This window comes from Synechococcus sp. LTW-G (assembly GCF_054459035.1).
In genome coordinates this window covers 36,350-52,293 of sequence record NZ_JBTKYW010000009.1, presented here as the reverse complement: position 1 = coordinate 52,293, position 15,944 = coordinate 36,350, and the positions used below count along the sequence as shown (strand labels likewise).

14 protein-coding genes are annotated in these 15,944 nt (G+C 64.5%); 6 read left to right on the top strand and 8 right to left on the bottom strand.

Going from position 1 to position 15,944, the window contains the following annotated elements; translation table 11 throughout:
* Positions 1-234 precede the first annotated feature (234 nt).
* Entirely contained in the window at positions 235-1,206 is a 972-nt protein-coding gene (gene cofG, locus ACXIQ9_RS11755; RefSeq protein ID WP_459016749.1) for a 7,8-didemethyl-8-hydroxy-5-deazariboflavin synthase subunit CofG, read from the top strand.
* A 58-nt stretch (positions 1,207-1,264) separates the two neighbouring features.
* Positions 1,265-2,821 (top strand): photosystem II high light acclimation radical SAM protein, encoded by a 1,557-nt coding sequence (locus tag ACXIQ9_RS11750; protein ID WP_010314588.1) that lies wholly within the window; start codon positions 1,265-1,267, stop codon positions 2,819-2,821.
* A 1-nt stretch (position 2,822) separates the two neighbouring features.
* On the opposite strand, the gene ACXIQ9_RS11745 is transcribed toward ACXIQ9_RS11750, so the two are convergent.
* From ACXIQ9_RS11745 to ACXIQ9_RS11735, 3 genes are read right to left on the bottom strand one after another with little or no spacing between them, the layout of a single operon-like run.
* The gene (locus ACXIQ9_RS11745) at positions 2,823-3,638 is read right to left on the bottom strand and encodes a CPBP family intramembrane glutamic endopeptidase (protein WP_459016748.1); all 816 of its coding nucleotides are present in this window, start codon (positions 3,636-3,638) and stop codon (positions 2,823-2,825) included.
* Positions 3,638-3,958, bottom strand: coding sequence for an ATP-dependent Clp protease adapter ClpS (clpS, locus tag ACXIQ9_RS11740; RefSeq protein ID WP_010314591.1), 321 nt, complete (start codon positions 3,956-3,958; stop codon positions 3,638-3,640). The genes ACXIQ9_RS11745 and clpS overlap by 1 nt, the downstream gene beginning before the upstream one ends.
* Positions 3,959-4,003: 45 nt before the next feature.
* A complete protein-coding gene (locus tag ACXIQ9_RS11735; RefSeq protein WP_459016747.1) occupies positions 4,004-5,254 on the bottom strand; it encodes an LL-diaminopimelate aminotransferase in 1,251 nt (416 codons plus the stop codon).
* 110 nt (positions 5,255-5,364) lie between these two features.
* On the opposite strand from ACXIQ9_RS11735, the gene ACXIQ9_RS11730 reads away from it, so the two are divergent.
* The 3 genes from ACXIQ9_RS11730 to ACXIQ9_RS11720 all read left to right on the top strand — a co-directional run bounded on the left by ACXIQ9_RS11730 (position 5,365) and on the right by ACXIQ9_RS11720 (position 11,064).
* Complete coding sequence (locus tag ACXIQ9_RS11730; RefSeq protein WP_459016746.1) at positions 5,365-8,028, top strand: TIGR03960 family B12-binding radical SAM protein; 2,664 nt, start codon at positions 5,365-5,367, stop codon at positions 8,026-8,028.
* Positions 8,029-8,434: 406 nt separating this feature from the next.
* A complete protein-coding gene (locus tag ACXIQ9_RS11725) occupies positions 8,435-10,474 on the top strand; it encodes an Rne/Rng family ribonuclease (RefSeq protein WP_459016745.1) in 2,040 nt (679 codons plus the stop codon).
* A gap of 14 nt (positions 10,475-10,488) precedes the next feature.
* Positions 10,489-11,064, top strand: coding sequence for a ribonuclease HII (locus tag ACXIQ9_RS11720; RefSeq protein WP_459016744.1), 576 nt, complete (start codon positions 10,489-10,491; stop codon positions 11,062-11,064).
* On the opposite strand, the gene ACXIQ9_RS11715 is transcribed toward ACXIQ9_RS11720, so the two are convergent.
* Positions 11,061-11,588 (bottom strand): DUF1997 domain-containing protein, encoded by a 528-nt coding sequence (locus tag ACXIQ9_RS11715; RefSeq protein WP_010314612.1) that lies wholly within the window; start codon positions 11,586-11,588, stop codon positions 11,061-11,063. The genes ACXIQ9_RS11720 and ACXIQ9_RS11715 overlap by 4 nt on opposite strands.
* A 52-nt stretch (positions 11,589-11,640) precedes the next feature.
* Here ACXIQ9_RS11715 and pheA point away from each other — a divergent pair, with 52 nt between their 5' ends.
* Entirely contained in the window at positions 11,641-12,465 is an 825-nt protein-coding gene (pheA, locus tag ACXIQ9_RS11710; RefSeq protein ID WP_010314614.1) for a prephenate dehydratase, read from the top strand.
* On the opposite strand, the gene ACXIQ9_RS11705 is transcribed toward pheA, so the two are convergent.
* The 4 genes from ACXIQ9_RS11705 to tuf form a co-directional block, all read right to left on the bottom strand.
* The gene (locus tag ACXIQ9_RS11705; RefSeq protein WP_459016743.1) at positions 12,462-13,448 is read right to left on the bottom strand and encodes a methyltransferase domain-containing protein; all 987 of its coding nucleotides are present in this window, start codon (positions 13,446-13,448) and stop codon (positions 12,462-12,464) included. The two genes, pheA and ACXIQ9_RS11705, sit on opposite strands and share 4 nt — an antisense overlap.
* A gap of 1 nt (position 13,449) precedes the next feature.
* The gene (locus tag ACXIQ9_RS11700; protein WP_010314619.1) at positions 13,450-14,121 is read right to left on the bottom strand and encodes an LON peptidase substrate-binding domain-containing protein; all 672 of its coding nucleotides are present in this window, start codon (positions 14,119-14,121) and stop codon (positions 13,450-13,452) included.
* Positions 14,122-14,245: 124 nt separating this feature from the next.
* A complete protein-coding gene (gene rpsJ / locus ACXIQ9_RS11695) occupies positions 14,246-14,566 on the bottom strand; it encodes a 30S ribosomal protein S10 (protein ID WP_006910513.1) in 321 nt (106 codons plus the stop codon).
* Positions 14,567-14,733: 167 nt separating this feature from the next.
* Positions 14,734-15,933 (bottom strand): elongation factor Tu, encoded by a 1,200-nt coding sequence (gene tuf / locus ACXIQ9_RS11690; RefSeq protein ID WP_459016742.1) that lies wholly within the window; start codon positions 15,931-15,933, stop codon positions 14,734-14,736.
* Positions 15,934-15,944: the final 11 nt, after the last annotated feature.

The window sequence follows — 15,944 nt, the reverse complement described above, 5'->3', positions numbered from 1 at the left end:
GTTCCACGCAGAAGCGCCTTGGCGCTGCTGGAGGGTGGTCGTCATGAGTACGGGAAAGAAGTGCCGTGCGCGAACGCTTGGCGGTTAGGGAAGGACAGGTCGGTAACCCGCCCTGCCATGGCCAATGTAACGGATGTTTGCGCGACATTGCGACGCGTTAACGCCTTCTCAGGCTTTCCGGCCCCCAAGTCCTGCTAATCGGTGGCATCAGTCCCGCTTGTCGCTGCGCGTTCCGTGCCTGCTGAGGCCGTCGTCACCTGGAGTCCCAGCGTCACGTTGGTTCCGACCCGCGGCTGCTTCAACCGCTGCGGCTACTGCAGTTTTCGCGTCTCCCCAGCACTGGCTGTACCACTTACGGCTGAGGAGGCCCTCCGGCAGCTGCGTGAGCGTCCCGCCGCTGCTGAGGTGTTGCTGTTGAGCGGTGAAGAGGCGCCTGGATCAGCGGGGCGCGCTGCCTGGTTCAGCCGTCTGCTGCAGCTCAGCCAGCTCGCCCTGGATCAGGGCCGGCTTCCCCACACGAATGCGGGTCCCCTGAGCTGCCAGGAAATGGCGCGCCTTGGCCGGAGCAATCCCTCGATGGGCTTGATGTTGGAGGGGCTCGGTCCTGTCTATGAGCCCCTGCATGCCCGCGCCCCCAGCAAGCGTCTGGAGGTTCGCCTGGCTCAACTCGAGCAGGCAGGACGCTTGGGTATCCCTTTCACCACCGGGCTGCTGTTGGGCGTGGGTGAAAGCCGCGCCGAGCGCATCAGGGCCTTGGAGCTGCTGCGGGATCTCCAGTTGCGCTGGGGGCACCTGCAGGAAGTGATCCTTCAGCCCTGGCGACCCGATGGTGATTCAGCGGTTGTTCTGAGCGAATCCGAGCAAGGGGATCTCCTGGAGTTGATCGCCGATGCCAGGTCCCTCTTGCCGCAGGAGGTGCACCTGCAGACGCCCCCCAATCTCTGGCCTTTGGCGTCCCTGCCCTCTGCCTTGGCTGCTGGCATCGATGACCTCGGCGGGATCGATCTGGAGGACGTGATTAATCCCGCCTATCCCCAACCGGCGATCAGCCAGCTGCGCGCGGTGCTTGAGGCCTCTGGCTGGCAACTCAAACCACGCACCTGCACGCATCAGCACTGGTGGCGTCGATTGCCGCCTGCCCTGCGGGAGAGGGTCGAGCGGATCGACGAAACCCTCCAACAACGTTGGACAACAGCTGCTTGTTAGCGTCCAACTTCGCCATGGGCGTCGCAGCTTGAGACCACTACCGCCAGCTGATCAGCGGGTGTTGCTCGTGCGGCTCCCCTGCAATCCGATTTTTCCGATTGGCCCGGTGTATCTGGCCGATCATCTGCACAAACAATTCCCCGGACTGGCCCAGCAGATCCTTGATCTGGCTGCTGTCCCTCTGCTGGATGTCGAGGCGGTGCTGCTGGAGCGGATCGAGAGCTTCCGGCCCACCGTTTTGGTCTTTTCCTGGCGGGACATTCAGATCTATGCCCCGGTGGATGGTCGCGGGGGCAACCCCCTGCAGAACTCCTTTGAGGTCTTCTACGCCCTGAATCCCGTTCGCCGTCTGCGCGGTGCCTTTGGCGGGTTGCGTTTGATGGCCTCCTTTTACGGGGAGCTCTGGCGCAATTTGCGCTTGGTCCGCCGTGGCCTGAAGCGCGCGCGCCGTCATCACCCAGAGGCCCAGGCGGTCTTGGGCGGAGGCGCGGTCAGCGTCTTCTACGAACAGCTCGGCAAACGGCTACCCCGGGGCACCGTGGTCTCCGTTGGCGAAGGAGAGCCCTTGCTCGAGAAGCTCCTGCGTGGGGAGTCCCTCGAGGGCGAACGCTGTTTCCTTGCGGGTGAAGCGCCTCGGCCAGGGCTGATTCATGAGCAGCCCTCCGGCATGGAGAAGACGGCCTGCGACTACGACTACATCGCTTCGATCTGGCCCCAGCTGGATTGGTATCTCGATGGTGGCGACTTCTACGTCGGCGTTCAGACCAAGCGGGGCTGCCCCCACAACTGCTGCTACTGCGTCTACACGGTGGTGGAGGGCAAGGCCGTCAGGGTCAATCCTGTTGAGGAGGTCATCGCCGAGATGCATCAGCTCTATCGGCGTGGGGTGCGCGGCTTCTGGTTCACCGATGCGCAATTCATCCCGGCACGCCGCTACATCGACGATGCCAAGGAGCTCCTGCGTGCGGTGAAGGCCCAGGGCTGGACGGACATCCGCTGGGCGGCCTACATCCGAGCCGACAACCTCGACGCCGAGTTGGCCCAGCTGATGGTCGACACCGGCATGGACTACTTCGAGATCGGCATCACCTCCGGTTCCCAGGAGCTCGTGCGCAAGATGCGGATGGGCTACAACCTCCGCACCGTTCTTGAGAACTGTCGCCTCTTGGCCGAGGCTGGCTTCAGGGAGCACGTCTCGGTGAACTACTCCTTCAATGTCATCGACGAGCGTCCAGAGACGATTCGTCAGACCGTTGCCTACCACCGCGAGCTGGAGCGCATTTTTGGTGCCGACAAGGTTGAGCCCGCGATCTTTTTCATCGGCTTGCAACCCCACACGCACCTGGAGCAGTACGGCTTTGATCAGGGCCTGATCAAGCCTGGCTACAACCCGATGAGCATGCTCCCCTGGACGGCTCGGCAACTCCTCTGGAACCCCGAACCCATGGGCAGCACCTTTGGGCGCATTTGCCTGGAGGCGTTTGAGCGCAATCCCGCCGACTTTGGTCGCACGGTGATGGATCTCTTGGAGCGTGACTACGGCACGGCTCCACTGGAGGAGGCGTTGCGCGCTCCGGTCGAGGGCCGCAAGGCCTTGGCAACGGCGACCCGTTAGATCAGCGCCACCAGCGGCGGCGCGCCACGATCAACCCCGCCAGTCCGGCCCAACCCAGCAGACCTCCGATCGGGTTGGGATTGGCGCCACCTGGACCCAGTAGCCAAACGGGTGCGGCTGCCGGCAGGCTGACCAATCCGGCCTGAAGGGCAAACCAGCCCCCGACTAAGCCGCCGTGTAGGCCAATGGATCCCCAGAGCGCCCCTTGATCGGCGCGCCTTTGCAGCGCTAAGGCGAGGCCCAGTAGCACCAGTCCCACCAACAGGGCGATGGCTTCGATGGGGGGCAGCTGGTACCAGGGATGCACCAGGGCAAAGAACGCGGCCTGGAGCCCGATGGCCCGTTGCCGCCCGCCCAGCAGCTCCAATTCGCCCCAGAGCCAACCACGAAAGAGCAACTCCTCGGCGAACCCCACCCCGAGCAGCAGGGCGATGGCGTTGAGCAGTTGGCCGGCCGTGAGTTGTCCCTGCCATTGGCTCTGGCCGCTGAGCAGCAGGACCACCACCACACCGCACAGCAGCCCAGCGGCCTTGAGCAGACCGCGAATGAAGGCGCGCAGGCCCGCGGTGGGACGCACGACAACCCCGAGCTGTTGCCAGGGATGGTCGACACCCCAGCTGCGGCGCAAGCGCCAAGGCAGGGTCAGCAGCAGTAGCAGCAGCGAAACCACCACCCCAGCCAGGTCCACCTGGTCAGGGCGCCATTGGGGGAAGACCAGCGCCAGCGGCCGCGAGCTCAGCCACCCCAATCCGTAGAGGACGGGGACATAGAGCAGCGTCCCCCACCAGTGCAACGTCGATCTGGTGGGGGACTGCATCAGTCTTCGGGCTCGATCGTGCTGGAGAGACCCTTGGCCTTCAGGGTTTCGCTGTAGAACTCCGCCGGCTCGATATCGCAGACGATCACCAGGCCCACGCCGGTGTTGTGGGCCTCCATCATCACGGCGATGGCGTCCTGCTCACTCAGGGAGGGCACAACCTGCCGCAGGGTGCTCACCACGTATTCCATGGTGTTCACCGGGTCGTTGTGGAGCAGCACCTTGTAGCGGGGCGAGGGTTTGCGCACCCGTTCCGGCGCTTTTTCCATCACAGCGGCGCCGCCGCTCTCGCGGCCAGGCGCCTGAGTTGATCGGATCATCCTGATCAGCTCCGGTATGACGAGGTAGGGACTTTAGTCAGCGCTTTAGGCCGCAGCGGCAGCAGGGGCGAGGGCGGCCTTGATCCGGCGCATGGCTTCGTTGACGTTCTCGCGGCTGTTGAAGGCCGAAAGACGGAAATAGCCTTCGCCCGCGGCACCAAAACCACTGCCGGGGGTGCCGACCACGTTGGCTTGGCTCAAGAGCAGATCGAAGAAGCCCCAGGAGTCCACGCCGGCCGGGGTCTTGATCCAGACATAGGGAGCCTGCTCGCCGCCGTAGACCGTCAGGCCTGCATCGCTGAGTTCGCGGCGAATGATCGCGGCGTTCTCCATGTAGAAGCTGATCAGCCCTTTGACCTGGGCTTGGCCGTCCGCGGAATAGACCGCTTCGGCGCCGCGTTGAACGATGTAGCTGACACCGTTGAACTTGGTGCACTGGCGGCGGTTCCAGAGGCCCCAGAGTTCCACCTTCTCGCCATTGTCGGCCGTGCCCATCAGGCCACGGGGCACCACGGTCAGGGCGCAGCGGGTGCCGGTGAAACCGGCGTTCTTGGAGAAGGAGCGGAACTCGATGGCGCAGTCCCGGGCCCCCTCGATCTCGTAGATGGAGTGAGGCAGCGAGGGGTCCTGGATGAAGGCCTCATAGGCCGCGTCAAACAGGATCAGGGCATCGTTGGCGCGGGCGTAGTCCACCCAGGCCTTGAGCTGCTCCTTCGTTGCCACCGCCCCCGTGGGGTTATTGGGGAAGCAGAGGTAGATCAGATCCACCTTCTCGCTGGGGATCTGGGCGCTGAAGCCGTTGTCGGCGCTGATGGGCAGGTAGGTCAGGCCGCCGTACTGGCCCGCGTCATCGGCATCGCCCGTGCGGCCCGCCATGACGTTGCTGTCGACGTACACCGGGTAGACGGGATCGGTGACGGCAATGCGGTTGCCGGTGCCCAGGATGTCGAGGATGTTCGAGCTATCGCACTTCGAGCCGTCGGAGACAAAGATCTCCTCGGCGCTGATCTCGCAGCCGCGGGCCTGGAAATCATGGGTAGCGATCTTCTCGCGCAGCCAGGCGTAGCCCTGCTCGGGGCCGTAGCCATGGAAGCCCTCCCGGGTTCCCATCTCGTCGATGGCCGCCTTCATGGCACCACGGCAGGCCTGGGGCAGGGGCTCGGTGACATCGCCAATGCCTAGGCGAATGATCGGAGCGTTGGGGTTTGCTTCGCTGAAAGCCTTGACGCGACGTGCGATTTCAGGGAAGAGGTAGCCCGCTTTGAGCTTGAGGTAGTTGCCGTTGACCTGGGCCATCTCAGCGAAGGGTCGCGCGGACCCGGTTGTACTGGCCGGATTGTCCTATGCGGAGGGGGCTCCCCTGGGGTGCCTCTGCATACGATCGAGTCAGTGCAGGGCCTGCTGTTGTGACCGCCGTTTTCGATGCACCGGTGGATTTCGACGCCCTGGTGGATCGCAGCATCGCCAAGCCAGGCCGGTATCTCGGCAACGAATTGGGGGTGCAGGAGCGGGACTGGGATCAGGTCTGGCCGGCCGCCGCCGTGCGCTGGGCCCTGACCTACCCCGAGATCTACGAGGTCGGCTCGAGCAACACCGGCCACATCATTCTCTATTCGATCCTCAACAGCGTTCCGGGTCAGCTGTGTGACCGCAGTTACCTGCCGGGCCCGGATCTCGCCGAGCGTTTGCGTGAGCGGGGGCAGCCCCTCTTCGCGGTGGAAAGCCGCCGGCCGCTGCCCGCCTTCGACATTCTCGGCTTCTCGCTGAGTTACGAACTCGGCGCCACCAACATCCTGGCGATGTTGGAGTTGGCCCAGGTCCCTGTGCGGGCGGCCGATCGCGGTGATCTCCCCCTGGGCGATCCAGAGGCCCCGCCGCTGATTTTTGCCGGCGGCCCCACCGCCACCAGTAACCCCGAGCCCTTCGCCGCCTTTTTCGATTTCATCGTCCTGGGGGACGGCGAGGAGGTCCTCCCCGAGCTCGGCTTAGTGGTCGCGGAGGCCAAGGCTGCGGGCCTCAGTCGCCGGGCGCTGCTGTTGGATCTGGCCCAGGTGCCAGGGGTCTATGTCCCCTCCCTCTATGGGCCTGGCCCCGACGGGGTGAGCCAGCAGCCGCTGCATCCCGGGGTCCCCAAGCGGGTGATGCGCCGCACCGCGACGCCCATGCCCCACTACGCCATGGGTTTGGTGCCCCATATCGAGACGGTTCACGACCGCCTCACCGTGGAGATTCGCCGCGGCTGTACGCGGGGCTGCCGCTTCTGCCAGCCAGGGATGCTCACCCGTCCTGCCCGGGACGTGGAACCACAGGCCGTGGTGGAGGCCATCGAAACAGGTATGGAGCGCACGGGCTATTCCGATTTCTCCTTGCTGTCCCTGAGCTGTTCGGACTACCTGGCCCTGCCGGCGGTGGGGGTGGAGCTGCGCAACCGCCTTGCCGATAAGAACGTCACCTTGACCCTGCCCAGTCAGCGGGTCGACCGCTTCGACGAGAACATCGCCCACATCCTGGGCGGGACCCGCAAGGCGGGCTTGACCTTTGCGCCCGAGGCCGGCACCCAGCGCCTGCGGGACATCGTCAACAAGGGCCTGACTGACGCCGAGCTGCTGCGGGGGATCCGTACCGCCATGGAGAGCGGCTATCGCAAGGTCAAGCTCTATTTCATGATCGGCCTGCCGGGGGAGACCGATTCCGACGTCCTGGGCATTGCTGAGACCTGCCGCTCCTTGCAACAGCAGTGCCGTGATCTGGGGCGGTTGGAGCTCAACCTCACCATCAGCAATTTCACCCCTAAGCCCCACACCCCCTTCCAGTGGCACAGCGTCAGCACGGCTGAATTTGTTCGCCGGCAGCAGCTCCTGCGGGAGGCCCTGCGCCAACTGCGCGGGCTGAAGACGAATTTCACCGATGTGCGCCTCTCGGCGATGGAGGACTTTGTCGGGCGGGGCGACCGGCGCCTCGCGCCCGTGATTGAGGCGGCCTGGCGCGCCGGGGCCGGGTTGGATGCCTGGTTTGAAGCGGCGGATCGCACCTATCAGGCCTGGACCGATGCGATTGAGGCGGCCGATCTGGGCGGGCGCTACCGCGAGCTTGAGATGGGGGAGTGGAGCTCCGCCGAGGGCATGGACCCCAGTGATCTGGCGGCCTTCTGCGCTCAGCCCCTGCCCTGGGACCACATCGATTCAGGGGTCGAGAAAACCTGGCTCGCCGAGGACCTGCGCAATGCCCTGGCTGCTGCGGTGGTGCCGGACTGTTCCTTTGAGGGCTGCAGCAGCTGCGGTGTCTGTGGCCCCGAGTTGGGGCACAACGTGGTGGTGGCCCCTCCGCAGATTCCTGAGCCGAGCCCCCAGCGGCCTCCCGCCAGTGAGCGTGTGCAGCGCCTGCGCTTCCGCTTTGCCAAAACAGGGTCCTTGGCCCTGCTGAGTCACCTGGATTTGGTGCGCCTGATGGAGCGGGCCCTGCGCCGTTCGCGTTTGCCGGCGAGCTTCACCGGGGGCTTCCACCCCCTGCCTCGGGTGCAATTTGCCTTGGCTCTCCCCCTGGGCGCCGAGGCCGATGGGGAATGGATGGATATCGAGTTCACGGCCACGCTCGATCCTGAGCAAGCCCGCCAGCAGTTGCAACGCCAACTTCCCCCTGGGTTTGCGCTGCTGGAGGTCTACCCCGTGGAGGTCTTCGGCTCAAGCTTGTCCCAGGAGCTCTCGGGTGCGACCTGGGCTGTGCAGTGGCGCGTCGAGCAGGGCCAGGCCATGGCTGCTCCCGAGGTTTGGGACGAGGCGGTCTCCCAACTGCTGGCTCAGGAGTCCTGGATTTGGGAGGACACCGACAAGAAAGGTCGAGCGAGGCAGCGGGATTTGCGGCCCTATCTCCAGCAGGTTGAACGGCGTCCCCGCTCGGCCGAGGACCCGGATCTTCAGGAGCTCCAGTACAGCGCGGTTGTCGATCCTGCAGGCCGCAGTTTGAAGCCGGAACAGCTGCAGCAGTGGTTCTCAACCGGCTTGGGTTTGCCGCTGGCCATGGTCGGTTTGCGGCGGCGTTCGTTACTGCTGCAAAGCCCTTCTGGCTCTTGAAATCAACCGTGCTAGCTTGCTTTCAGGACGGCAGATGATTGACCGAAGTCGGTTGATTGATCTCTCCCTCGCCCGGCCAGCCGATGTTGGCTAAGAGCGATCGGAACTTCCTCAGCAGCTTTCACGAGTTTCCCTTCCTGAAAGTCGCTCCAGGCGGCGCTGTTCAGACGGGCACCAATTGGCACCCGCAACTCTTTCGTGTTCAGCCTCGATGGTTGAACGCCCCCACCTTTCGCCGCAGCTTCAGCCTCGGCGTCACGCTCTGAGCTTTTTTCACATCCCACGGGCAGGAGTCACCCGGCATCGGCGATGCCGCGATCAGATCTCTGTCTCAGGCCAACGCGCTGCGTTGGGTTCGTCATTTCTTATCCCCTCCTGCCCTGCGCAGGTCATCTCCTGACCTTCCATGCCCCAGCAGATCGTCATCGCCGAGCAACTGCGGATTGCCGCTGTTCTCACCGATGAGCGTGTTGACGAGCTTGTCGTCGCACAGGGTCGCTACCAAATCGGCGACGTGTATCTCGGGACGATCGAGAACGTCCTGCCCGGCATTGACGCGGCCTTCGTCAACATCGGAGAGGGCGAGAAGAACGGCTTTATTCATGTCACCGACCTCGGTCCCCTTCGCCTGAAGAAAGGCACCGTCGGCATCACTGAATTGCTCGAGCCCCGCCAGAAGGTGCTGGTTCAGGTGATGAAGGAGCCCACGGGCACCAAAGGGCCCCGTCTGACCGGAAATCTCACCCTGCCGGGTCGTTTCTTGGTGCTGCAGCCCCACGGCCAAGGGGTCAATATTTCGCGCCGGATCACAGCTGAGAGTGAGCGCAATCGCCTCCGTGCCCTTGGCGTCCTGATCAAGCCCCCTGGGGCTGGCCTGCTGATCCGTACCGAAGCGGAGGGCATCAGCGAAGAGCAGCTCATTGACGATCTCGAGGCGCTGCTGCGCCAGTGGGAGGCCATTCAGACGGCCGCTGAGGCAGCGACGCCCCCGGTGCTGCTCAACCGGGATGACGACTTCATCCATCGCATCCTGCGCGATCACTACACCCCTGAGCTGGCACGGATCGTGGTGGACGCGCCCGACGCCGTCGCCCGGGTCAACACCTTCTTGGGTAGTGATCATCAGCAGGTGCTGGTGGAGCATCACAGCGAGCCCACCGAGATCCTTGAGCACTACAAGGTCAATGCGGCGATTCGCGATGCCCTGAAGCCCCGGGTGGATCTGCCCTCGGGCGGGTACGTGATCATCGAGCCGACCGAGGCCTTGACCGTCATTGACGTCAACTCGGGTTCCTTCACCCGCTCGGCCAATGCCCGCGAGACGGTGCTCTGGACCAACTATGAGGCGGCGACAGAAATTGCGCGTCAACTGAAGCTGCGAAACATCGGTGGTGTCGTGATCATCGACTTCATCGATATGGAGTCCAGGCGCGATCAGCTCCAGCTGCTGGAGCACTTCACTTCTGAGGTGCGCTCCGATTCGGCCCGTCCCCAGATCGCCCAGATCAGCGAACTGGGCCTGGTGGAACTCACCCGCAAGCGCCAGGGGCAGAACATCTATGAGCTGTTTGGCCGGGCCTGCCCCAGTTGCGGCGGGCTGGGACATGTGGTGGTGCTGCCTGGACAGGACACCCTCCAGCCCTTGGCCAGCGTCTCCGGCTTGGTTCGCTCGGCCGCCTCGGCCCGTGCTGAAGCCTCAACCCCCGCGGCACTGGAGAGCGGTAGTGGTGGCCGCCGCCGCGGACGTGGTCGCGGTGGCCGCGGCTCCGAGGGCGAGGTGGTGGCGGCCTACGAGGACAGCGCCTCGCTGGTCACCGGCCAGGCTGAGAGTCCTGCTGCCGCCAGCTCGGAAGGCCATAACCGCCGCCCTGAACCTGAATTGGTCGCTGTGCCGATGGAGCCTGAGCAGGAGTTGGTCTACGGCTGGTTGGGTCTGAACCCAGCGCTGCTCCTGGATCCCGCCCCCAATCCCGACAACCTGTTGGTGCGGGTGGTGCGTCCAGGTCAAGACGCCGAGGCGGTCCTCGAGGAGGCCCGTCAGCAGTTGGCGGCTGCCGGTCCCCGCCGCCGCCGCCGTGGTCGCGGCGGAAACACGGCCAACAGCAACGGCCATGGCGCGACACCCGCTCCGGTGGCTGTCGCCCAGGCCGAACCCACGGGTGTGGCGATCACACCCCTGCCGACGGTCTCGATTACAGAAGTGGCCATCACTGAGGCCCCGCTGCCGGCGGTGGCGATCGTTGATTCAGCGGCTTCACCCGCTCCCGCAGACGAGGCTCCGGCCCGCGCAGGCCGCACTCGGACGCGCACCCGCAGCAGTGCGGTTGCGGTCACGGAAGAAGCCCCTGTTGCTGCAGCCTCGGTCGTTGCTGTTCCTGTTGCGGAGGAGGTCGACGACAACGGTGAGCCCCGCCGCCGCCGCCGCCGTTCCTCGGCGAGCGACTGAGGCCCAAGCGGGCGATGCGGATCGCTGGGGTCGATGAAGTGGGACGGGGCTGTTGGTTTGGCCCCGTCTTCGCCGGTGCCGTCGTGTTGAGCGATGCAGCCCGGGAGACCCTCTCGGCGGCTGGACTGACCGACAGCAAGGCCCTTTCCGCGAAGCGTCGCTCGCAGCTGGTCCCTTTGATCCTGGAGCAGGCCGAGTCCTGGGCCCTGGGCCAGGCCTCGGCGCAGGAAGTCGATGGCTTCGGGATTCGCAGCGCCACTGAACGGGCCATGCTGCGGGCCCTGCAGCGCCTGGGCTCCCCGGCTCCAGATCACGTCCTGGTGGATGGCAACCTGCCCCTGCGCCTCTGGTCCGGCTCCCAGGAGACCGTCGTGCGCGGGGACAGCGCACACCTGGAAATTGCGGCGGCCAGCGTCCTGGCCAAGCAGGCGCGGGATGCCCTACTGGTGCGGCTCGGTCAGCGCTATCCCGGCTATGGCTTCGAGCGCCACGCTGGCTATGGAACCGCCCAACACCGCGCCGCCCTCCTCTCCCTTGGGCCGACGCAGCTGCATCGCCGCAGTTTCTTGCGCAAGGTCTTGGCGGCCTAGGCCTCGACGCTGGCGTGCTGCTTGCACCAGCGCTGAAAGTCGTTGATCAATTGCTGTCCCACCCGGGTTTTGATCCCCAGCAGGATTCCTGCGAGCAGTGAGCGTCCCGTGGCCTCCAGGACTTTGGTGGGGATCAGCTTCAACAGGCTCGGTTGGCTGACACTGACGGCCAGGCTGGCCTCCCCGACCAACTCACCGCCGCGGGCCTCCAGCCAGGAGCCCAGGCTGAGTTGGAAATCATCGACGACCCCGAGGCCTTCGAGCTGGCAGTCGATGGCTTCCAGTTCGATCCGGTTGGGGCTCCGCCGCGCCACCAGGTCCACCACCGGTTGAATCTGCAGTTGGAAGACCTGCAGCTTGGTCACCGTGTAGCGGTAGCGCCCAGGAGCGATCTTGCTGAGTTGTTGGGCCTCGAGCAGGGCTTCAATCACCTGCTCTTCATCGTCCAGGTAGGCACCCAGACGCTCGGCGTTCTGCTGCACCGGCAACTGCAACGCTTGGCTGGCACTGAAGGCCAGGGGCATCAAAAGGCGGCCGGGGCGGCATGATCCTATCGAGCACGGCCCGATCAGCCCCATGCGCATTGCTTTTCTTGGTCCGGTGGGCACCTATGGGGAGCAGGCGGCCCAGGCCTTCGCCAAGCTCGAGCAGTGGGAGGCGCCTGAACTGCTGCCCCAGACAGGAATTCGTGCGGTGATTCAGGCCCTCGCCGCCGGTCGGGTGGATGCCGCGGTGGTTCCCGTCGAGAACTCCGTCGAGGGCGGTGTCACGGCCTGTTTGGATGCGCTCTGGGAGCACCCAGAACTGGAGATTTCCCGGGCGGTGGTGTTGCCGATTCGCCATGCCCTGGTCGGCAGCGGCAGCGTGGAGGGGGTCAGCGAAGTCCTCTCCCATCCCCAGGCCCTGGCGCAGTGCAGCCTCTGGCTGAGCACCAACCTGCCCAATGCCCTGCAGCTGCCCACGAGCTCGACCGCAGAGGCGGCCCGCATGGTTGCCGGCAGTCACTTCCGTGCAGCCATCGCTTCCCAGCAGGCCGCCAAGGAGCACGGCCTCAAGGAGTTGGCCTATCCCATTAATGATGTGGCGGGCAACTGCACCCGCTTTTTGCTGCTCCGTCAGGGCGAGCGCAACTGGCATGGCGAGCTGGCCAGCTTGGCCTTCTCACTCCAGGCGAACCAACCCGGTGCTCTGCTCAAGGCCCTGGCTTGCTTTGCTCATCGGGACCTGAACATGAGCCGCATTGAGTCCCGCCCCTCCAAGCGGGAGATGGGCGAGTACATCTTTTTTGTGGACCTGGAACTGCCTAGCGGACCCGAACCGCTGCAACAGGCCATGGAGGAGCTCAAGCCCCTATGCGAGCACCTGGCGGTGTTTGGGGCCTATCCGATGACCCAGCTCTAGGCCGCCGGTTTGCGGGTTCGGAAGACACCGAACTGCATCATTCCGGTGGCGAAGCCCCAATGCATCAGCAGCAGGGTGGGTGACTCACGCAGCCCCATCAGCACAGCCTTCGGACCCAGGCCCAGGACTGCTTTGGGCCTGCGCACCCCTTCGAGGATGGATTCAATCCAGGAGGGCAGGGTCTCGCGACTCCAATCGCCGGTCTCCACGAGGGCGCCGCTGCTCCAGGGGCTTTGCTCGAGGTTGCGGCGGAAACCCGGGATGCTGGCGAATTCCGGGTGGGCCCACTGCACCAGGAGCTGGTGCATCACCCAGCGCTCCTTGCGGTTGAGGGGTTTGACCTCGGGATCGCGGCGGTTCCAGTCGGCCACGGCCAACAGACCACCGGGTTTGAGCACCCGCAGCAGTTCATCGGCGTAGCGCTGCTTATCAGGCATGTGAGGGCCTGCTTCCACGCTCCAGACGGCATCAAAGCTGCTGTTCTCCAGCTGAAGATCCAGGGCGTCCATCACCGCGAAGCGGCAGCTCAGGCCCGCGGGGGTGAGCTCCTGCGCCCGTTGAATTTGGCCTGGGCTGATGCTGATGCCGAGCACGTTCAGGCCGTAGTCGCGGGCCAGGATTCGGGCACTGCCACCGATGCCGCAGCCGACATCCAGGACGGTGCTGCCCCGGGGCAGCTGATCCAGCCCGCTCCAACGCGCCAGTTCGTGGACAAAGTCAGCCTTGGCGGCCCGAAAGTCCCGGGCTTGTGGGGGCGAGCCGTAATGCCCGAGGTGGACGTGGTCGCCCCAAAGCCGCTCCAGCAGTTGGTCGTCGGTCCAGCGGTCGTAGGCCTCGGCCACGCTGGCGGTGCTCTCGAAGGCGCGATCGCGCGCTGACCAAATCGCCAGGCCAATGAGTAACAGGACCGCCGCCACGGCAGCCGCCAGCATCAGGCCGCTCGCCCAGGGGCTGAGCAGCGCCAAAACGGCAGGAGTGAGCATCTCAGTCCTCCTCGCTTTCGCCCGCCTTCAGGTCGCGCAGGGTCGACTCCAGGACCGTTCGAGCGGCCAGCTGGCGCCGGGTCTCATCCAGCAGTTCGAATTCCTGACGCAGCCGCTCTTCGGTGTTCGTGATCTCCAGCAGGGCCTGCTGTTGATCAGCCACGGGACCACCCAGGTGCGAGCCGATCCAATAGGAGAGCTCCCTGGGCAGGTCAGGAAGGTCGCTGGGGAGGCTGGTGGGTTTTCCCATCAGCTTGCCGGTCAGTTCCACCACGTCCTTGAGGGCACTGCTGACCTCTCCGGAGAGTTCCTGAAGCCCGCTGTGGTCCTCGGGCTGCTCGTCCTCAATCCAGCTCACCAGGCCGACCTTGAAGGGGGCTTCGCGCACCACCTCCAGCAACCTGAAGCGCTGCTGTCCCATCGTGACGATGTAGCTGCGGTCGTCGTCCTGGGTTTGGCACTGCAGGATCTCAGCGCAACAGCCCACGCTGGCCATCGTGCCTTCCTGGGGGTCCCAGCGGACCACCCCAAAGCGCCGGTCACTCTCCAGAACCGTGCGCAGCATCATGCGGTAGCGCGGCTCAAAGATGTGCAATGGCAGCACTTCCTGGGGGAAGAGCACCACATCCGGCAGCGGGAACAGCGGTAGTTCTCTCACGGCCAGTTGCGTCACGTCGTTGCACTTCTGCCTGAGGAGGGCGAATCCTAGGCAGTGATGATTCGCTCTCGTGTGGATCGAACACACAAAAAAACCCGCCCTGAGGCGGGTTTTGGGGATCCAGCTGCAAAGCGAGGAATCAGAGCTTGACTTCGATGTCGACGCCGCTGGGCAGGTCGAGCTTCATCAGAGCGTCGATGGTCTTCGCCGAGGGGCTGTAGATATCGATAATCCGGCGGTGGGTGCGGGTCTCGAAGTGCTCACGGGAATCCTTATCCACGTGGGGCGAGCGCAGCACGCAATAGATCTTGCGCTTGGTGGGCAGGGGAATCGGACCGATCGCAGTTGCAGCGGTGTGATCAGCCGTTTCGATGATTTTTTCGCAGGACAGATCCAGCATGCGGCGGTCAAACGCCTTCAGGCGGATGCGGATCTTCTGCTGGGCAATAGCGGTGGACATGGAGTGTCTGACGTCGTTAAGCGTTCAACGGTTCTGGCTTGATCCTTGCGGGACAAGGCACAGGAAGGGAAGCGCTGGGTGCCGGGAACCGGAACAAACCCAAAGCAGCTGGATTGTCGAGGTGCGTGAGAGAGGGGTGGAGACTAGCTCCACCCCTCAACCCTAGATCAGGCGATGATCTTGGAGACCACGCCAGCACCGATGGTGCGGCCGCCTTCACGGATAGCGAAGCGCATGCCTTGCTCGATGGCGACGGGGCAGATCAGCTCGCCGGTCATCTTGATGCGGTCACCGGGCATCACCATTTCCACGTTGGAGCCGTCGTCGGCGGTGAAAGCGGTGATTTGACCGGTCACGTCGGTCGTACGGATGTAGAACTGCGGGCGATAGCCAGCAAAGAAGGGGGTGTGGCGGCCGCCTTCTTCCTTCTTCAGCACGTAGACCTCACCCTCGAACTTGGTGTGAGGGGTGATGGAGCCGGGCTTCACGAGCACCATGCCGCGCTCGATGTCTTCCTTCTGGATGCCGCGCAGCAGCAGACCCACGTTGTCGCCAGCCATGCCCTCGTCGAGGAGCTTACGGAACATCTCCACACCGGTGACGGTGGTCTTGCGGGTGTCCTTGATACCCACAATCTCGATTTCCTCGCCCACCTTGACCACACCACGCTCGATGCGGCCGGTGGCCACGGTGCCGCGACCGGTGATGGAGAAGACGTCTTCGACAGCCATCAGGAAGGGCTTGTCGACCTCACGCTCGGGCTCGGGGATGGCGCTGTCAACGGCGTCCATCAGCTCGTCGATCTTGGCTTCCCACTCAGCGTCGCCTTCGATTGCCTTGAGGCCGGAGACCTTGATGACGGGGATGTCGTCGCCGGGGAAGTCGTAGCTGCTGAGCAGCTCACGGATTTCCATCTCGACGAGCTCGAGGATTTCCTCGTCGTCGACCATGTCGCACTTGTTCAGTGCAACCACCAGTGCGGGAACGCCCACCTGCTTGGCCAGGAGGATGTGCTCCTTGGTTTGGGCCATGGGGCCGTCGGTGGCGGCACAGACCAGGATGGCGCCGTCCATCTGGGCAGCACCGGTGATCATGTTCTTCACGTAGTCCGCGTGACCGGGGCAGTCCACGTGGGCGTAGTGACGACCGGCGGTCTCGTACTCAACGTGGGCGGTGTTGATGGTGATACCGCGCTCACGCTCTTCGGGAGCACCGTCGATGTCGGCGTAGTTCTGAACTTTGGCCTGACCCTTCTTGGCCAGCACGTTGGTGATGGCGGCGGTGAGGGTGGTCTTGCCGTGGTCAACGTGGCCGATGGTGCCGATGTTGACGTGGGGCTTATTCCTTTCGAACTTCTCGCGAGCCATGATGAAAAAGA